Raw genomic sequence first — 15753 nt, 5'->3', positions numbered from 1 at the left:
GCGGGCTACAGGCTGATAGAGATCGCTGCGAAAAAGCAGATGGACGCGGTCAATACAAAGCTGTGCCAGATCGCATTCTGAAATCGCATGCCGGGGTGGGCGAAAATCACAGTCCCCAGCGAATAGATCAACCCGCCAGCGCCAATCAACGTCAGCGCCATTGGGGGAAGGCTTTGCCACATCGGCCAGACCAGCAGCACAGACAGCCACCCCATGCCAAGGTAGAGATACAGCGACGCTCTTGATTCCGTGCTCCAGAACGACAGTTTGGCGATGGCACCGATAATGGCAAGCGCCCAGACAACGGCGAGGATGCCATAGGCAAAACCTGTCCCGATCAACACGACGAGGGGGGTATAGGTGCCCGCGATCTTGAAATAGATCGCCGCATGATCGATCCGCCCCAACAGGGCACGCGGGCGGTCAAAGGGTACAAGATGGTATATGGCAGATGCCAGAAGCGATAGGACGAAGCAGGCCGCATAGATCAGTATCGGTGTGAGCGCCCCACCCTGACCCGCGACATCGGTGGTCAATAAGATCGTTGCGGGTATGGCAAACCCCAAACCCAGCACGTGGATCGTGCCGTCGGCGAGGGTGTCAGCGGTGGGGTGCGGATAAGCCATGAAACAAATCTAGCACTGGATTATGTCATTCCAATGTTTGATCCCGTCTAAATTTCGGTGCTTTGGTATCACGGCCTATCCCTTGGTATAGGCAACGCTAAAGAGCATCCGGCCTGCCACCGGTTCAACGGGGTTTGTTCCCGTCGATCCAGCGCGACATCATCGTTTTGTCGCGAAAACACTCCTGCGGGATATCGCGCCGCTTTAGCCGTGCGATGCGTTCGGCAAAGGCAACCTGCTTTGACGACGGGTACTGCGAAAACGGCCCTTCGACCGGCTTGGGCTTATGCGCATCGATCCACTCAGACAATGCGGCGCGGTCTTTTTGTGCCTGTCTTGGCACTGGTGCGCCAGTCTTGAGGCTCAGCGACGCGGCATAGTGCATCTGCTTTTGAGTTGGCGGCAATGTTGCGCGCACATCGCGGGGTGAATCTTCTGTATGGGCAGGTACGGCCCCTTGGCCGGGATCGAACATGCCGGGAAACTGCGGTTGGTAGGACATCGTGTGGACCCCCTTGTTCTGGTTGGAACATATATAGAACATCGTTGATGCTTTTTCAAGGGCAACGCCCTTTCTGCGCTGCTGCCTGTCTATATATAGGGTGATATGGTTTGCTGTCCACAATATGGGGTGCTGTCGAGGTGGGGTGTAGCAACGTCAACAGGAGCGTCAAAGCGCTTCGTCTGTTCCAATCGTGCAGGGATAAGGGCGGTGGCCTAGACCACGCGCCCCCAAAGATCGTATTCGCCGGCTTCTTCGACTTCGACAGTCACGATCTGGCCAACGCTCAGGTTTTCGAAGCCTTCGTCGATGAACAGGTTGCCATCAATCTCTGGCGCGTCGGCCTTGGTGCGGCAGGTGGCGGCCTCGTCGTCGATCTCGTCGATGATTACATCCATGCGGCGGCCAACCTTGGCTTCCAGCTTGGCGGCAGAGATGGCCTGTGCCTTCTCCATAAAGCGGTTCCAGCGGTCCTGCTTAATCTCGTCCGGCACGTGATCCGGCAATGCGTTCGACCGCGCCCCAGCGACGTTCTCGTATTGAAAGCAGCCCACACGATCAAGCTGTGCCTCGTCGAGCCAGTCCAGCAGGGTCTGGAATTCGGCCTCAGTCTCGCCCGGGTAGCCAACGATGAATGTCGACCGCAGGGTGATGTCAGGGCAGGTGTCGCGCCACGCGGCGATCTCATCCAGCGTTTTTGCCGCAGCCGCAGGGCGGGCCATGCGTTTGAGCACATCGGGATGCGCGTGCTGGAATGGAATATCGAGATAGGGCAGCACCAAGCCTTCGGCCATCAGCGGGATCAGGTTGCGCACATGGGGGTAGGGGTAGACGTAATGCAGCCGCACCCAAGCCCCGAGCGAGCCCAGATCACGCGCCAGATCGGTGATATGCGCGCGGTGGCCGCGGTCTTCGGCGTGTTTAATATCGACGCCATACGCCGAGGTATCCTGAGAGATCACTAGCAGCTCGTTCACGCCGTTCTGCACCAGCTTTTCCGCCTCGCGCAGGATCGCGTGCGCAGGGCGTGACTGCAGGCGGCCGCGCATGTCGGGGATAATGCAGAACTTGCACTTGTGATTACAGCCTTCTGAAATCTTCAGGTAGCTGTAATGGCGCGGGGTCAGGCTGACGGCTTGCGCTGGCAGCAGATCGATAAACGGATCGGGCGAAGGCGGCACGGCTCCATGCACCGCGTCCAGCACCTGTTCGTATTGGTGCGGGCCGGTGACAGCCAGAATGCGGGGGTGATGTTCGCGGATATAATCCGGCTCGGCCCCGAGGCAGCCGGTCACGATCACCTTGCCGTTTTCCTTCAACGCCTCGCCGATGGCATCAAGGCTTTCGGCCTTGGCGGAATCAAGGAACCCGCAGGTGTTCACAATCACCGCATCTGCGCCGGCATAATCGGGCGACACGCCGTAGCCTTCGGCGCGCAGGCGCGTCAAAATACGTTCGCTGTCGACAAGCGCCTTGGGGCAGCCAAGCGATACCATGCCGATGGTCGGCTGGCCGGGGCGGGACGGATTGCTGATCTGTGCCTTGGGCGCAAGATCGGGGCGTAGATTTGGTGGGTTTGTGCTCATGAACTGCGCTATAAGCCATGCAAAGGGTCTGGGAAAGGCCTCGCATCGGGCAAGGAGACGGGCAATGAAGTGGATTATTCGGGCAATTGGCATTCTGTTGCTGATTTTAGCGGTGGCCGTGGGGTCGCTGTTTCTTTTGCCTGCCGATCGCATTGCGCGAATCGCGGCGGATCAACTGCACAACCTGACCGGCCGCGAGGTCACGATTACGGGCGATGTAGGCCTGACGTTCTGGCCTGTGCTGGGGGTGACCGCAGGCGGGCTTGAAGTCGGCAACGCAGATTGGGCCAAAGACGGGGCAATGTTGTCTGCGGCCAATGCGGCGATTGGCGTCGATGCGATGGCGCTGATCCGGGGCGAGATCAAGATCACAAACATCGAAGCCCAAAGCCCCACGATCCGGCTTGAGCAGCGGCGCGACGGCCGCGCGAGCTGGCAGTTCAGCGATGGCGGCGGTGCCGCGTCAATTGAAACCGCGCCCTCAGCCCCCGCCCGCAGCCCGCGCCCACTGACGATCCAGCGGCTTGATATCACCGACGCGACGTTGATCTATGATGCCGAAGGTGCCGATCTGGTGCGTTTCGCAGGCGTTGACCTGTCGCTCGATTGGCCTGAACGTGCGGGCGATGCGGTGATCAAGGCCGCACTGCGCCCTGCTGCGGATCGCGTGACGATCGAGGCGAAGATTGACCGCTTTGACCAACTCCTCAACGGCGACATCCGCCCGCTGCGCGCCCGCGTGGACACCAAAGGCGGTGGCGTCACGCTGGCCGGTCGGGCGGGGTTGAGCGGGGCGGTTGCAGGTGACTTGTGGTTCAAGACGTCGAATACAGAGCGCTTCCTTGCTGCTTTGGGGGCAGGTGCCATCGCGCTGCCGCAAGGCCTGGGAAAAACGACAGATATAAAGCTCGACCTGACGCTCACGCCGGACCGGCGTTTGGCCCTGCGCGATGTGGTGGCTGATCTGGGCGGCAATGCGCTGACAGGTGCGGCAGATATTACGCTGAACGGCACGCCGGATGTGAACGCGCAATTCAACGTGGGCACGCTGGACCTGACCGGATTTGCACGCAGCGACACCAGCGGCAGTCCCGCGCCGGCATCGAGCACCGCAGCACCTGCGCCTGCATCGTCGTCGGGCTGGTCAACCGCGCCGATTGATGCCTCTGCGCTGGCGGGGTTTAACGGCGAAATCGCGCTGCGGGCGGACAGCATTGATCTGGGCACGCTGTCGCTTGGTGCAACCCGTGTGCTGCTGCGCAACGACCGGTCGCGACTGGTGGCCGAACTGCGCGAGATCAGAGCCTATGCCGGTGTGATCAGCGGCGAGTTCGTGATCAACAACCGCAACGGCCTGTCTGTGGGGGGCGCGTTGAATGCGCAATCCATTGCCATGCAGCCGTTGCTGCAGCAAACCGCTGGGCTGGGCCGGTTCCATGGGACGGGCGATGCCGAAGTGTCCTTTCTTGGCTCTGGCGCGTCGTTGAACGCGATCATGCGCTCGCTCAGCGGATCGGGGGCGGTGAATGTCGGGCGTGGCCATATCGACGGCATTGATCTGGACGCGCTCATGGGAAATTTTGATGTCGAGGGCGGGACGACCGTGTTTGATTCACTTGCTGCGACATTCGACATGGATCAGGGCGTGCTGCGCAATGATGACCTGTTGATGCAGCTGCCTAACTTTACCGCCACGGGAACGGGGCAGGTGGGGTTGGGGGCACAGACACTGGATTATACCGTTACGCCCAAGGCGCTGCAGGTAAACGGCGATCGCGGTCTGGCCATTCCAGTGCGCATCTTCGGGCCGTGGGCCGCACCGCAAATCAAACCAGACTTGCAGGCGGCGGTCGACATGAACTTTGCCAAGGAAAAAGAAAAGGCCCGTCAGAAGCTGAACGAAAAGCTTGAGGAGGAGCTTGGCGTGTCGCGGCAGGACGGGCAATCGGTCGAGGATGCGTTGAAGCAAAAAGTCGAAGACGAGCTGCGGCGTGGCTTGTTCAAGCTCTTCGACTAGGGGCGGATGCCTCGGCGATCGGACACGTCAACGAGATACGCGCTTTTCCGCGGCGTTTTGAAGGTGGCGGGCGGCGCAGATACGTCGCCGCCCCCGCCCCGTCTTTACCTGTCGCGGCGGGGGCGTTAAGGCTGGTCGCCAAGCGCAAGGAGCACCTCCATGGACAATGATCTTTTCAACTCTTTCATGACCGGCCCTGATGAAAATGGCCGCTTTGGCGATTTCGGGGGGCGGTTTGTGTCGGAAACCCTGATGCCGTTGATCCTCGAACTCGAGGCGGAATATGAAAAGGCCAAGACGGACGACAGCTTTTGGGCTGAAATGAACGACCTGTGGACCCACTATGTCGGTCGCCCCAGCCCGCTGTATTTCGCAGAGCGTCTGACCGAACATCTGGGCGGTGCCAAGGTTTACATGAAGCGCGACGAGCTGAACCACACCGGCGCGCATAAGATCAACAACGTCTTGGGCCAAATCATTCTGGCGCGGCGGATGGGCAAGAAACGGATCATCGCGGAAACCGGCGCGGGCCAGCACGGTGTGGCGACGGCAACGGTCTGCGCCAAGTTCGGTCTGCAATGCGTCGTCTATATGGGCGCGCATGACGTTGAACGTCAGGCCCCCAACGTGTTCCGCATGCGTCTGCTGGGGGCCGAAGTGATCCCCGTAACCTCGGGCCGTGGGACCCTGAAAGACGCGATGAACGACGCGCTGCGCGATTGGGTGACCAACGTGCGCGATACCTTCTATTGCATCGGTACAGTTGCCGGCCCGCACCCCTATCCCGCGATGGTCCGCGATTTCCAGTCGATCATCGGCAAGGAAGTGCGCGAACAGATGGATGCCGCCGAAGGCCGTCTGCCCGATACGCTGATTGCGGCGATTGGCGGCGGGTCGAACGCGATGGGGCTGTTCTATCCGTTTCTTGACGACAAAGATGTGAACATCATCGGCGTCGAAGCCGGCGGTAAGGGTGTGAACGAAAAAATGGAGCATTGCGCGTCGCTGACCGGTGGCCGCCCCGGCGTGCTGCACGGCAACCGCACCTATCTGCTGCAGGACGACGACGGTCAGATCCTCGAAGGCTTCTCTATCTCGGCGGGTTTGGATTACCCCGGTATCGGGCCTGAACATTCCTGGCTGCACGACATTGGCCGCGCGCAATATGTGTCGATCACCGATAAAGAAGCGCTTGAGGCGTTCCAGCTGAGCTGCGCGCTCGAAGGGATCATCCCCGCGCTCGAACCCAGCCACGCGCTGGCGCATGTGATGAAGATCGCGCCAGAGCTGCCCAAGGATCACATCATCTGCATGAACATGTGTGGGCGCGGCGACAAAGATATCTTCACCGTCGCCAAGGCGCTTGGTTTTGACATGAAGGTCTGAGGATCAGACGAAAGCTTAGACACTGACGATCACGAAGGGGGCGGCGCATCGCCCCCTTTTCTTTTGGCGCAGGCCCTATCGGGTCAGTTCTAGGATATCAAAGTCGCTTTCGACTACCGGCGCGGGAAACATCAGCCGCGCCCGCTGGTTGCTGACACGTTCGAATACCGCCACATCGGGCTGCACCGTGCCATCACCGGCGAACTCGGGCAGCAAGGCGTCGTAAGCGGGGGGCGTCTCCCCCGCGACGTACCCCACGCCCGCATAGATCGCCTGCCCATCACGCAACGTGATGAAGCCCGTCGTGCGCTGCGACCCGCTGATCTTTTCGAATAAATAACCGTTGCCCTGAAATGTCAGGCGGCATTTGAACGGGCTATAGACCACCAACGCCGGCATTCCCCCCAGCTTGATCGTGCGGCAGGACCAATCGCCTGCCAGCCCTTCGTCAAAGGCGACTTGCGGCGTGCCAGAAAGCGCGCGCCCAAGGGCACCGCGGTCCTCCGCGCTGGCGCTCTGGAAAGCTTGCAGCAAGGCGTTGCCCGCGACCGTCTCGAACCGGTCAAGGCGGAGTTGTTCCTGCGGGCGCAGGGCGTCTTGGGCAATTGCGGGCAGTGCCCCCAGCATCGCGGTCAGGGTCAAGGCATACCGCAGCATCAGTTGCCCCCTGCCTCAGGGGGCAGCGCATGGGCCTGCAGCACGCGCAGCGGCACGATATCCAGCGCGCGCTGATGGGTCGCCTCAAGATGGATCAATGGCCCGCAGCCCTCGTCCGCCGCTTGCAAGAAACGCCCCGCACAAAGACACCACGGATCGCCTGCTGACAGTCCGGCAAAGCCGAATTCGGGGCGCGGTGTGCTGAGGTCATTGCCAACATATTTGGAATAGGCCAGAAATTCCGCCGTCATGATCGCGCAGACCGTGTGGCTGCCCTGATCGGCGGCACAGGTATTACATGACCCGTCGCGGAAAAAGCCCGTCACGGGGTCGGTGCCACAGACGGCCAGTGGGCCGCCAAGGATATTGATGCTTTCGTCAGGTGTCATGTGCCCCCCAAGGCTGCGCTGATCTGGCGGAAGATGGCGATGTTCTGATCGCTGACCCCGGCCTCGCGGAACTTGCGGTCGGCGGCATTTGTCGCGATCACCACCCCGTCGGCGCGGTTGATGTAGATGTATTGACCATACACACCGCGGGCCATGAATTCACCCTCTGTCGCACCTTGGGGGATCCACCACTGATAGCCATAGCCGATCTGCCCCTCTGCCGTCGGGGCCGAAGGCGCGGTAGAGGCGGCGATCCAGTCCGCTGGCACGATCTGCTGACCGTTGTAGCGCCCGTTTTGCAAGAACATCTGCCCCATGCGGGCGTAATCGCGGGTGGTCAGGTTCAACCCGCCCAAGACAAAGGCGACACCCGCGCCGTCAGTGACGTAATAGGGCGCATGTTCCAGTCCCATGGGGGTGATGACTTTTTCCGACAAAAGGTCAGTGACGGACCTGCCGGTTGCCCCCCGCACGACCATTCCGATGACATGGGTGTCGATCGACACATACTGCCACTGGCTGCCCGGTGTGGTGAAGGTATCTTTTAGGCCTGCGGTGAAATCGTCCAGCTCTCCGCCAAGGGCGAGGGCGCGGCCCATCTTGTTGATGTCGGAGTCCGGGTCGAGGTAATCTTCGTCAAAGGTAACCCCGCTGGCCATATTAAGCACGTTGCGCAGCGTCGCCCCGTCATAGGCGGTGCCTTTCAGCTTGGGTGCATAGGCCGTGACCTGATCGTCAATCGAGGCGATGGCCCCTTCGTCCAACAGGATGCCCACAAGGGCGGAAAGGTAGCTTTTGGCGACAGACCAGCTGATCCGCAGATCATCGGGCTGGGTGCCTTTAAAGTAGTTCTCATAGACAATCTGACCATCTTTCAGCACAACCAAGGCGGTCACATCACGGGCTTCGATCCAGTCGTTGACCGTGGCCGGGGGCGCGTATTCGGGACCATAGGACAGCTCTGCCGTGGGGCCATCACCGCGCGACAGGGGCTTGGACAGGAAGGCGTCATCCATATGGCTGAAGTTATGCACGATCTTGTCTTCGGCAAAGAGCGAATTCACCGCCAGCAGCCGCGTGATCTCTTCGCGTTTCCACAGGCCGACAACGACCACAGCCACCACAAGAGCCAGTAAAATACGGCCCAGCCACTTCCCGAATGTGCGCATGAAATCCTCCCTGATATGCGGGGATACCCAAGCACGAAGGCTGCGGTGGTGCCAGATAAACTTGGCGTCAGCCGGTGTAGGTCCAATCGATCCAGCGGCCGTGGAAATCGACCCGCGCCAAGGGCAGGGTGATGTCACCGGGCCAGAGCCTGAGCGTCAGCGCGGCCCCTTTCAGGCCGGATCCGTCCTGCTCCATCGACAGCCATGCCAGGGGGCGGTTGCGCGTGGCGCGTTTGCCGGCGGCCTCGATCAACGCGTTGCCGCGGACCTGCGCCTCTTTGGGGAAATACTGCCACGCGACGGTGTGCTGAATCAGGTGCAGGCAGCCTTCGGGGGATTGGGGTAGGGTGCGCGCCAGCCAGTCAATCGCATCGCCGCGTTGTACCTGCGCCGTCATGACGGACGCCGCGGTGCGGGTCAGCGTCAGCCGGTCGGGTTGGTCCGCCCAGATATAGGACATCAGCCGCAGCAGATGATCGGGCCGTGTCGGGTCAAGCGGGTTCAGATCAACGCCGCGACGTTTTTCGACCTGCGGGTTGTTCGCCGGAGGCAGTTTGCCGGTCCAGTCAGGCGACAGCAGGATCGTTGACATATTCGACCCGTACCGGTGCCCTTCGATCTCGAGCACGAATTGGTCCCACATCAGGTTCAGCCCGCCGCTGGCCCCCAGTTCGGACAGTCGGATCGGCAGATTGAAATGCTGCGCCGCGACGCGGGCACCGGCGATCAGTGCGGCAGAGCGGCGGACCTCGTTCGTTTGCGGCGCGCTGTCGGTCCAATCAAGCAAGAAGGCTTCGTGCGTGGTGATCGCGTCGCGCACGGCCTCTGACAAAGCGGCATCGCTGGCCTTATGGGGCGGGTAAACCGCCATCAGCGCAGGCGCTTTGCGTTTCAGGACCAGCGCATGCAGCCCGCCCGCGATGCGCAGGGGAAGCGACGCGCCCGACGGGCCGATATCGCCCTCAAACGCCGCGAATTTACGGCCAAGGGCTGTGTCTGCGGGCCAGTCACGCGCCAGCACGCGCATCAGCTGCCCCATGAAGGGAGACCCCAATGCGATGCAATGCTCTGCCTGCTCTTTAAAGGCGGCTTGCAGTGTCATTTGAACCGGTCCAGTAGCTTTTGCATCGGGTTGCGCTCGTCTGATTTGGCGGCAGGCTCGGGCTGTGCCGCTGGTTGTGGGGGCTTTGGCGCTGAAGCTTGGGGGTTGGCTTGCGCAACCGCAGGTTTCTTCGTGCCGGTACCGGATCGTGGTGGGGCGACGCGTAGGGCGACGGCGTTCATGAATTTGGCCGTATCGCCGCGCGCAAGTTCCGCGGCACCGTCACTGATCCCGCGCAAAACGTCATCCAGCCAGTCCTGATCTGCCTTAGCAAAGTCGCGCAGCACGTAGCCGGGGACGGCATCCTTGTGGCCGGGGTGCCCCACGCCAAGGCGCACGCGGTCATAGTCGGGGCCGATATGCGCATGGATCGACCGCAAGCCATTGTGCCCCGCATGCCCGCCGCCAGTCTTGCATTTCACCTTGCCGGGGGCGAGGTCGATTTCGTCATGCAGCACAATCACATCCGCGGGTTCAAGCTTGTGAAACCGCATGGCCGATTGCACGGACTGGCCGGAGTTGTTCATGAACGTCTCGGGCTTGAGCAAGACCACACGATCCGCGCCAAAGCGTCCTTCGACCGTCAGCCCGTTATGTTTGGTTTTCCATCCGGCAAAACCGTGGTCCTGCGCGATGCGGTCCAGCGCCATAAAGCCGATGTTATGCCGGTTGCCCGCGTATTTCGCGCCTGGATTGCCAAGCCCTACGATCAGTTTCATGCGGACCCCTTATCTTAGATGTAAACGTTTGGTCGGCCAAAGATAACAGACCGCAGAACCAAACGAAATAACGCCCCAACGAAAAACGGGGCCGCCCATGGCGACCCCGTCTCGACCCAGCCGCACCCGTTGGCGCGAGGGATATAGTCGTATCAGTCTTCTTTGACTTCTGTTGCGGGCACTTCGTCTGCTGCAACATCTTCGTCTTCGTCGTCCTGGCTCGCCAGACCGGAAGGTGCGGAGATCTGGGCAATCACGAAGTCACGGTCGATGACCGGCTTGGAGCCGTCTGGCAGCTTGACGCTCGAGATGGTGAGGCTGTCGCCGATTTCCAGTTCGGAAACGTCGATTGTGATGTGATCAGGGATATCGCCTGCGGTCACAACCAGTTCGACTTCGGGACGGACCAGCGACAGAACGCCACCCTTTTTCACGCCGGGGCTGACTTCTTCGCCTTCGACTTCAACCTGGATGAAGAGGTTGATTTTGGTGGTGCGCTTCAAACGCATCAGGTCAACGTGCGTTGGCAGGTCTTTAACAACGTGACGCTGAACGTCGCGGCAGATGACGCGGACGTCTTCTTGGCCTTCAACCTTTAGGTTGAACAGAGTCGCCTTAAAGCGGCCTGCGCGCAATTTGGTCAGCAGCTTGTTAAAGTCCAGGTTGATCGGCAGCGGATCAAGGTCACCACCGAATACGATACCAGGAACCATGCCGTCGCGGCGTGCTTGACGAGCGGCGCCCTTGCCTGTCCCCGTGCGTTCGAAAGCTTCCAGATCAGGAATCTCTCCAGCCATTGTAATCTCCAATATGTTTAGGGCGGACATCCTCCAAGGCTGTATGTCCGCGTGAAGCCGCGCGTATAGACGGGTTTGGGCGTTTGGGAAAGGCTAAAACGCCGATTTTGCGCAAGTTGGCTTTGGTTTGCGACCTAGTGAGGCGGGGCAGGGGCTGCGCGCATGGTTTCCGCCCGCCCTGACATAAAGGCCAAGGCGGTCGGATCATGCGAACAAGTCGCAGGCTCAGGGCTGCCAGTCGCCTTCAAAACCTTTTGGAATAAGCAGGTTATGCTTTCCCAACGCCGCGACAGAGGTTTCACCGCAAAGCGCCATCGACAGGTCGAGTTCTTTGTGGATCACCTCTAACGCTGAGGTAACACCGGCCTGACCCATTGCGCCAAGCCCGTAGATAAAGGCACGCCCGATATAGGTGCCCTTGGCCCCCATCGCCATCGCCTTGAGCACGTCCTGACCGGACCTAATTCCACTGTCCAGATGGACTTCGATCTGGTCGCCCACGGCCTCGAGGATCGATGGTAGCGCCCGAATGGAGCTGATCGCGCCGTCCAGCTGGCGCCCGCCGTGGTTGCTGACGATGATCGCATCCGCCCCGACTTTCAGCGCCATCCGTGCATCGTCCGCATCCAGAATGCCCTTGAGGATAACCTTACCGCCCCATTGTTCTTTTAGCTTGGCGATTTTGTCCCAGTCGAGCGTCGGGTCGAACTGCTCAGCCGTCCAAGCGCCAAGATCTGCGGTATCGTCAACGCCGTGCACGTGGCCCACGATGTTCCCAAAGCTGCGCCTCTTGGCCCCCATCATGCCGATGCCCCAGCTCCATTTGGTTGCCAGATTGGCGAGCGTTTTGGCGGTCAGCTTGGGCGGGGCAGAGAGGCCGTTCTTCAGATCCTTGTGGCGCTGGCCAAGGATTTGCAGATCAAGCGTGATGACAAGGGCCGAGCATTTCGCATCCTTGGCGCGCTGGATCAGCCGCGCAACGTAGTCTTCGTCGCGCATGGTGTATAGCTGGAACCAAAAAGGTTTCGTCGTCGCCTCTGCCACGTCCTCGATTGAATTGATCGACATGGTCGACAGGGTAAAGGGCACGCCAAAGGCTTCGGCGGCGCGAGCGGCTTTGATCTCTCCGTCGGCGTGCTGCATGCCGGTCAGCCCAACGGGGGCGAGCGCCACGGGCATCGCCACATCCTGCCCGATCATCTGCGTCTTGGTGCTGCGGCCGCTCATGTCCACGGCGACACGCTGGCGCAGGCGGATCTGTTCAAAGTCGGTGGTGTTTTCGCGGAAGGTCTGCTCTGTCCAGCTGCCCGATTCCGCGTAATCATAGAACATCCGCGGCACACGGCGTTCATGCAGGCGCTTGAGGTCATCGATGGTCGTGATCACGGGCATGGTGGCAATTTCCTATGTATTGGTCAGATGATCTAACCAATTCGGCCCGTTGAAATCAATTGCTTTAAGCCCCGGCATCGGGTGGTGGGCAGGAGCCTTAGGCCCGATGCGCACCATCTGCGAGCGATTTGACAAAGCTCAGCACGTCTTCGACAGGCAACCCGTCTGCAATTTTGGACACGATAGCAGATCCGACCACGACGCCATCTGCGACACCGGCAATGGCTTCGGCCTTGGCGGGGGTGTTTACACCGAACCCGACAATTACGGGCAGGCCGCTGGCTTTCTGGATGCGTACAACTTCGGGGGCAACATCGCCTGCATCCGCTTCGGCAGAACCGGTGATGCCGGTGATCGACACGTAATACACAAAGCCCGAGGTGTTCTGCACAACACGCGGCAGACGCTTGTCATCGGTGGTCGGCGTGGCAAGCCGGATAAAATTCATACCGGCGGCTTGTGCTGGCAGACAGAGCTCGTTGTCTTCTTCGGGAGGCAGATCGACAACGATCAACCCATCGACACCGGCCTTTTTGGCGGCTTCAAGGAAGGTATCCACGCCCTTGGAGTAGATCGGATTGTAGTACCCCATCAAAACGATTGGTGTCGTGTCATCCTTTTCGCGGAAAGCTGCGGCAAGTGCCAGCGTCTTATCGAGTGTCATCCCGCCTTCAAGGGCGCGTTGCCCTGCCAGCTGAATGGCAGCACCGTCGGCCATTGGGTCGGTGAAAGGCAGACCCAGTTCGATCACGTCGACGCCAGCGCCGGGCAGGCCGCGCACAATCTCGAGCGATGTATCAAAGTCTGGATCGCCGGCCATCACATAGGCCACAAAGGCTTTCTTGCCTTGGGATTTCAGGTCAGCGAATTTGGCGTCGATACGTGTCATGAGGGCGGCCTTTTTACGTTACCCTGCTGCAATGCCGAATATATCGCGGGAAATCAATCCAACTCCGCGGGCGTGCGAGGGGGATTTTCTGAAAAACTTAGCGGCAAGGTGCTGTTTTTATACATCTACACGTGGCGCGGACCTTTAAATCATGTCACCCGCGCCTACATTCAGGCTATGAATTATGTACTCGCCCTGCTGTTGCCGCCGCTTTCCATCCTGCTGACAGGACGGATCTTCACGGCGATTATCGTTTTCCTGATCTGGATTCCGGCTGTGATCTTTTCGGGCGGGTTAACCCATCCGATGTTCATCATCCTTGCGTGGATCCTGATTTATCAGACGCGGCAGGACCGGCAGATGCGCTAAGACTTGCGTAAAGTCAGCTGAAACCCTAGGACAACGCCAACTTATAAAGGATGCTTGTCATGGGCTTTAAGATGGGAATCGTGGGTCTGCCGAATGTCGGCAAGTCGACCCTCTTCAACGCGCTGACCAAAACAGCGGCAGCGCAGGCGGCCAATTTTCCGTTCTGCACAATCGAACCGAACGTCGGCGAAGTTGCGGTGCCGGATGCGCGCCTTGATAAATTGGCCGCGATTGCGGGCTCCAAGCAGATCATCCCCACGCGGATGACCTTCGTCGACATTGCAGGCCTGGTCAAAGGCGCGTCCAAAGGCGAAGGTCTGGGCAACCAGTTCCTTGCCAATATTCGCGAAACAGACGCTATTGCGCATGTGCTGCGGTGCTTTGAGGATGGCGACGTGACCCATGTCGAAGGGCGCGTGGACCCCGTGGCCGACGCCGAAACCATTGATACCGAACTGATGCTTGCCGATCTGGAAAGCATCGAAAAACGCCGCGCTGGTCTGGTCCGCAAGATCAAGGGCAACGACAAGGATGCCGCGCAACAAGACCGCCTGCTGGCCGCCGCGCAAGAAGCCATCGAAAACGGCAATCCCGCACGCACCGTCGACGTGGACGCGGACGACGCAAAAGCCTGGCGCATGTTGCAGCTGCTGACCTCCAAGCCGGTGCTTTACGTCTGCAACGTTGGCGAATCCGAGGCCGCGGAAGGCACTGCGCTGTCTGCCAAAGTGGGCGAGATGGCCGCGGCGCAGGGCAACAGCCACGTCGTGATCTCGGCGCAGATCGAAGAGGAAATCAGCCAGCTGGAACCCGAAGAAGCCAGCATGTTCCTTGAAGAAATGGGTCTTGAGGAAGCCGGGCTCGATCGGTTGATCCGCGCGGGCTACGATCTGCTGCACCTGGAAACATACTTTACCGTCGGTCCGAAAGAGGCCCGCGCCTGGACGATCAAGGCCGGCACCTCTGCGCCCAAAGCTGCTGGTGTGATTCACGGTGATTTCGAAAAAGGCTTTATCCGCGCTGAAACCATCGCCTATGACGATTTTGTTGGTCTGGGCGGCGAAGGCCCCGCCAAGGAGGCCGGCAAGATGCGCGCGGAAGGCAAAAGCTATACCGTCAAAGACGGCGACGTCCTGCACTTTCTGTTCAACACCTGATCCAAACCGGCGGGCCCGTCACAAACGGCCCGCCGAATCCTTGCGAAGCGATGCTGGCAGAGCCCCTGACGCACCATCTGAGCAGGTCAGCGAGCCCAAGGGCGCTCATGTGGGCGCATCACCCTGCGCGTACCCACAAGCAACGGTAGCCGCCGCATCCGGCATTAACCACATTCGTCCTATTTTCTCAGATTACCGCTTGTGCCCCATGGGTTTTCTTGGATATACGCGTCGACGGAGACGTGGCCGAGTGGTCGAAGGCGCTCCCCTGCTAAGGGAGTAGGCCCGGAAGGGTCTCGAGGGTTCGAATCCCTTCGTCTCCGCCACCATACCTTTTTTTCGATCTGAATGGGCCGCTTTGAGCGGCCTTTTTCTTTTGTTTCCCGGCATTTGGATGCGCTTCCCGATTTCCTTGAGTTTCTTTCGATGTTGTCTATATTCGTTCCTTGAGTGGTATGGAACGTGGTATTTTTGAATGGCCCTATCCGGCAAGCTGACTAAGAAACTGGTCGAGAATCTCGGCGCTGGGCGGCATGGCGACGGTAACGGTCTATACTTGGTGGTCGATCCCTCAGGCGCGCGGCGTTGGATCGTGCGGGTTGTGGTCAAAGGCCAGAAGAACAAGAAAGGCGCGCCTCTGCGCACCGACTTTGGTCTTGGTGGCGCGGATATCGTCACCATCAATCAAGCACGTGAGCGGGCGCTGGAATATCGCCGGATGGCCAAGCAAGGTCTGAACCCGCGTTTCAATGCCCGCCAAGAGGTTCCAACCTTTGAAGAGGTCGCTCAGCAGGTTCATATCGACCGGATGCCCACGTGGAAAAACGCCAAGCACGGACAGCAGTGGATCAACACCTTGCGCGATTACGCTTTCCCCAAAATAGGGCGCATGCCCATTGATAGCATCGACCAGCCAGAAGTGATGATGTGCCTCGCGCCGATCTGGACAGAAAAGCATGAAACTGCAAAGCGCTTGGCGCAACGTATAAAGGTTGT

16 protein-coding genes and 1 tRNA gene are annotated in these 15753 nt (G+C 59.9%); 6 read left to right on the top strand and 11 right to left on the bottom strand.

Annotation, left to right across the window (positions count from 1 at the left end):
• Positions 1-5: 5 nt before the first annotated feature.
• The 3 genes from trhA to rimO all read right to left on the bottom strand — a co-directional run bounded on the left by trhA (position 6) and on the right by rimO (position 2714).
• A complete protein-coding gene (gene trhA / locus BLQ98_RS00085; RefSeq protein ID WP_093731326.1) occupies positions 6-626 on the bottom strand; it encodes a PAQR family membrane homeostasis protein TrhA in 621 nt (206 codons plus the stop codon).
• Positions 627-750: 124 nt separating this feature from the next.
• Positions 751-1128, bottom strand: coding sequence for a hypothetical protein (locus BLQ98_RS00080; protein ID WP_237272297.1), 378 nt, complete (start codon positions 1126-1128; stop codon positions 751-753).
• A gap of 215 nt (positions 1129-1343) precedes the next feature.
• Complete coding sequence (gene rimO / locus BLQ98_RS00075; RefSeq protein WP_093731324.1) at positions 1344-2714, bottom strand: 30S ribosomal protein S12 methylthiotransferase RimO; 1371 nt, start codon at positions 2712-2714, stop codon at positions 1344-1346.
• Between the two features lie 64 nt (positions 2715-2778).
• On the opposite strand from rimO, the gene BLQ98_RS00070 reads away from it, so the two are divergent.
• Both BLQ98_RS00070 and trpB read left to right on the top strand, forming a co-directional pair.
• Positions 2779-4731 carry an AsmA family protein gene (locus BLQ98_RS00070; protein ID WP_093731323.1) on the top strand — a complete coding sequence of 651 codons (1953 nt, stop codon included), beginning with the start codon at positions 2779-2781 and terminating at the stop codon, positions 4729-4731.
• Between the two features lie 159 nt (positions 4732-4890).
• Positions 4891-6117 (top strand): tryptophan synthase subunit beta, encoded by a 1227-nt coding sequence (gene trpB / locus BLQ98_RS00065; RefSeq protein WP_093731322.1) that lies wholly within the window; start codon positions 4891-4893, stop codon positions 6115-6117.
• 75 nt (positions 6118-6192) lie between these two features.
• On the opposite strand, the gene BLQ98_RS00060 is transcribed toward trpB, so the two are convergent.
• The 8 genes from BLQ98_RS00060 to trpA all read right to left on the bottom strand — a co-directional run bounded on the left by BLQ98_RS00060 (position 6193) and on the right by trpA (position 13231).
• The gene (locus BLQ98_RS00060) at positions 6193-6774 is read right to left on the bottom strand and encodes a DUF4893 domain-containing protein (RefSeq protein ID WP_093731321.1); all 582 of its coding nucleotides are present in this window, start codon (positions 6772-6774) and stop codon (positions 6193-6195) included.
• Positions 6774-7163, bottom strand: coding sequence for a DUF2237 family protein (locus BLQ98_RS00055; protein WP_093731320.1), 390 nt, complete (start codon positions 7161-7163; stop codon positions 6774-6776). The genes BLQ98_RS00060 and BLQ98_RS00055 overlap by 1 nt, the downstream gene beginning before the upstream one ends.
• Positions 7160-8332 (bottom strand): serine hydrolase domain-containing protein, encoded by a 1173-nt coding sequence (locus tag BLQ98_RS00050; protein ID WP_093731319.1) that lies wholly within the window; start codon positions 8330-8332, stop codon positions 7160-7162. The genes BLQ98_RS00055 and BLQ98_RS00050 overlap by 4 nt, the downstream gene beginning before the upstream one ends.
• A gap of 67 nt (positions 8333-8399) precedes the next feature.
• Positions 8400-9434, bottom strand: a complete 1035-nt coding sequence (locus tag BLQ98_RS00045) for a DUF2332 domain-containing protein (RefSeq protein WP_093731318.1) — start codon at positions 9432-9434, stop codon at positions 8400-8402.
• A complete protein-coding gene (pth, locus tag BLQ98_RS00040) occupies positions 9431-10153 on the bottom strand; it encodes an aminoacyl-tRNA hydrolase (RefSeq protein WP_093731317.1) in 723 nt (240 codons plus the stop codon). The genes BLQ98_RS00045 and pth overlap by 4 nt, the downstream gene beginning before the upstream one ends.
• Positions 10154-10305: 152 nt before the next feature.
• Positions 10306-10950: a 50S ribosomal protein L25/general stress protein Ctc gene (locus tag BLQ98_RS00035; RefSeq protein ID WP_093731316.1), complete on the bottom strand. Its 645-nt coding sequence runs from the start codon at positions 10948-10950 to the stop codon at positions 10306-10308.
• Positions 10951-11175: 225 nt separating this feature from the next.
• Positions 11176-12342, bottom strand: coding sequence for an alpha-hydroxy acid oxidase (locus BLQ98_RS00030; protein ID WP_093731315.1), 1167 nt, complete (start codon positions 12340-12342; stop codon positions 11176-11178).
• 97 nt (positions 12343-12439) lie between these two features.
• The gene (gene trpA, locus BLQ98_RS00025; RefSeq protein ID WP_093731314.1) at positions 12440-13231 is read right to left on the bottom strand and encodes a tryptophan synthase subunit alpha; all 792 of its coding nucleotides are present in this window, start codon (positions 13229-13231) and stop codon (positions 12440-12442) included.
• A gap of 177 nt (positions 13232-13408) precedes the next feature.
• On the opposite strand from trpA, the gene BLQ98_RS00020 reads away from it, so the two are divergent.
• From BLQ98_RS00020 to BLQ98_RS00005, 4 genes are all read left to right on the top strand, one after another.
• Entirely contained in the window at positions 13409-13600 is a 192-nt protein-coding gene (locus BLQ98_RS00020; protein WP_093731313.1) for a hypothetical protein, read from the top strand.
• Positions 13601-13659: 59 nt separating this feature from the next.
• On the top strand, positions 13660-14757 hold the full coding sequence (gene ychF / locus BLQ98_RS00015) for a redox-regulated ATPase YchF (RefSeq protein ID WP_093731312.1): 1098 nt from the start codon (positions 13660-13662) through the stop codon (positions 14755-14757).
• Positions 14758-14993: 236 nt separating this feature from the next.
• Positions 14994-15083 (top strand) — tRNA-Ser (locus BLQ98_RS00010).
• Between the two features lie 149 nt (positions 15084-15232).
• Positions 15233-15753 (top strand): tyrosine-type recombinase/integrase (locus tag BLQ98_RS00005; RefSeq protein WP_141135293.1); only part of this gene is annotated, 521 nt, incomplete at its 3' end.

It is taken from the genome of Sulfitobacter litoralis (assembly GCF_900103185.1).
Lineage (GTDB): Bacteria > Pseudomonadota > Alphaproteobacteria > Rhodobacterales > Rhodobacteraceae > Sulfitobacter > Sulfitobacter litoralis.
This window is presented reverse-complemented; position numbering and strand designations above follow the sequence as displayed.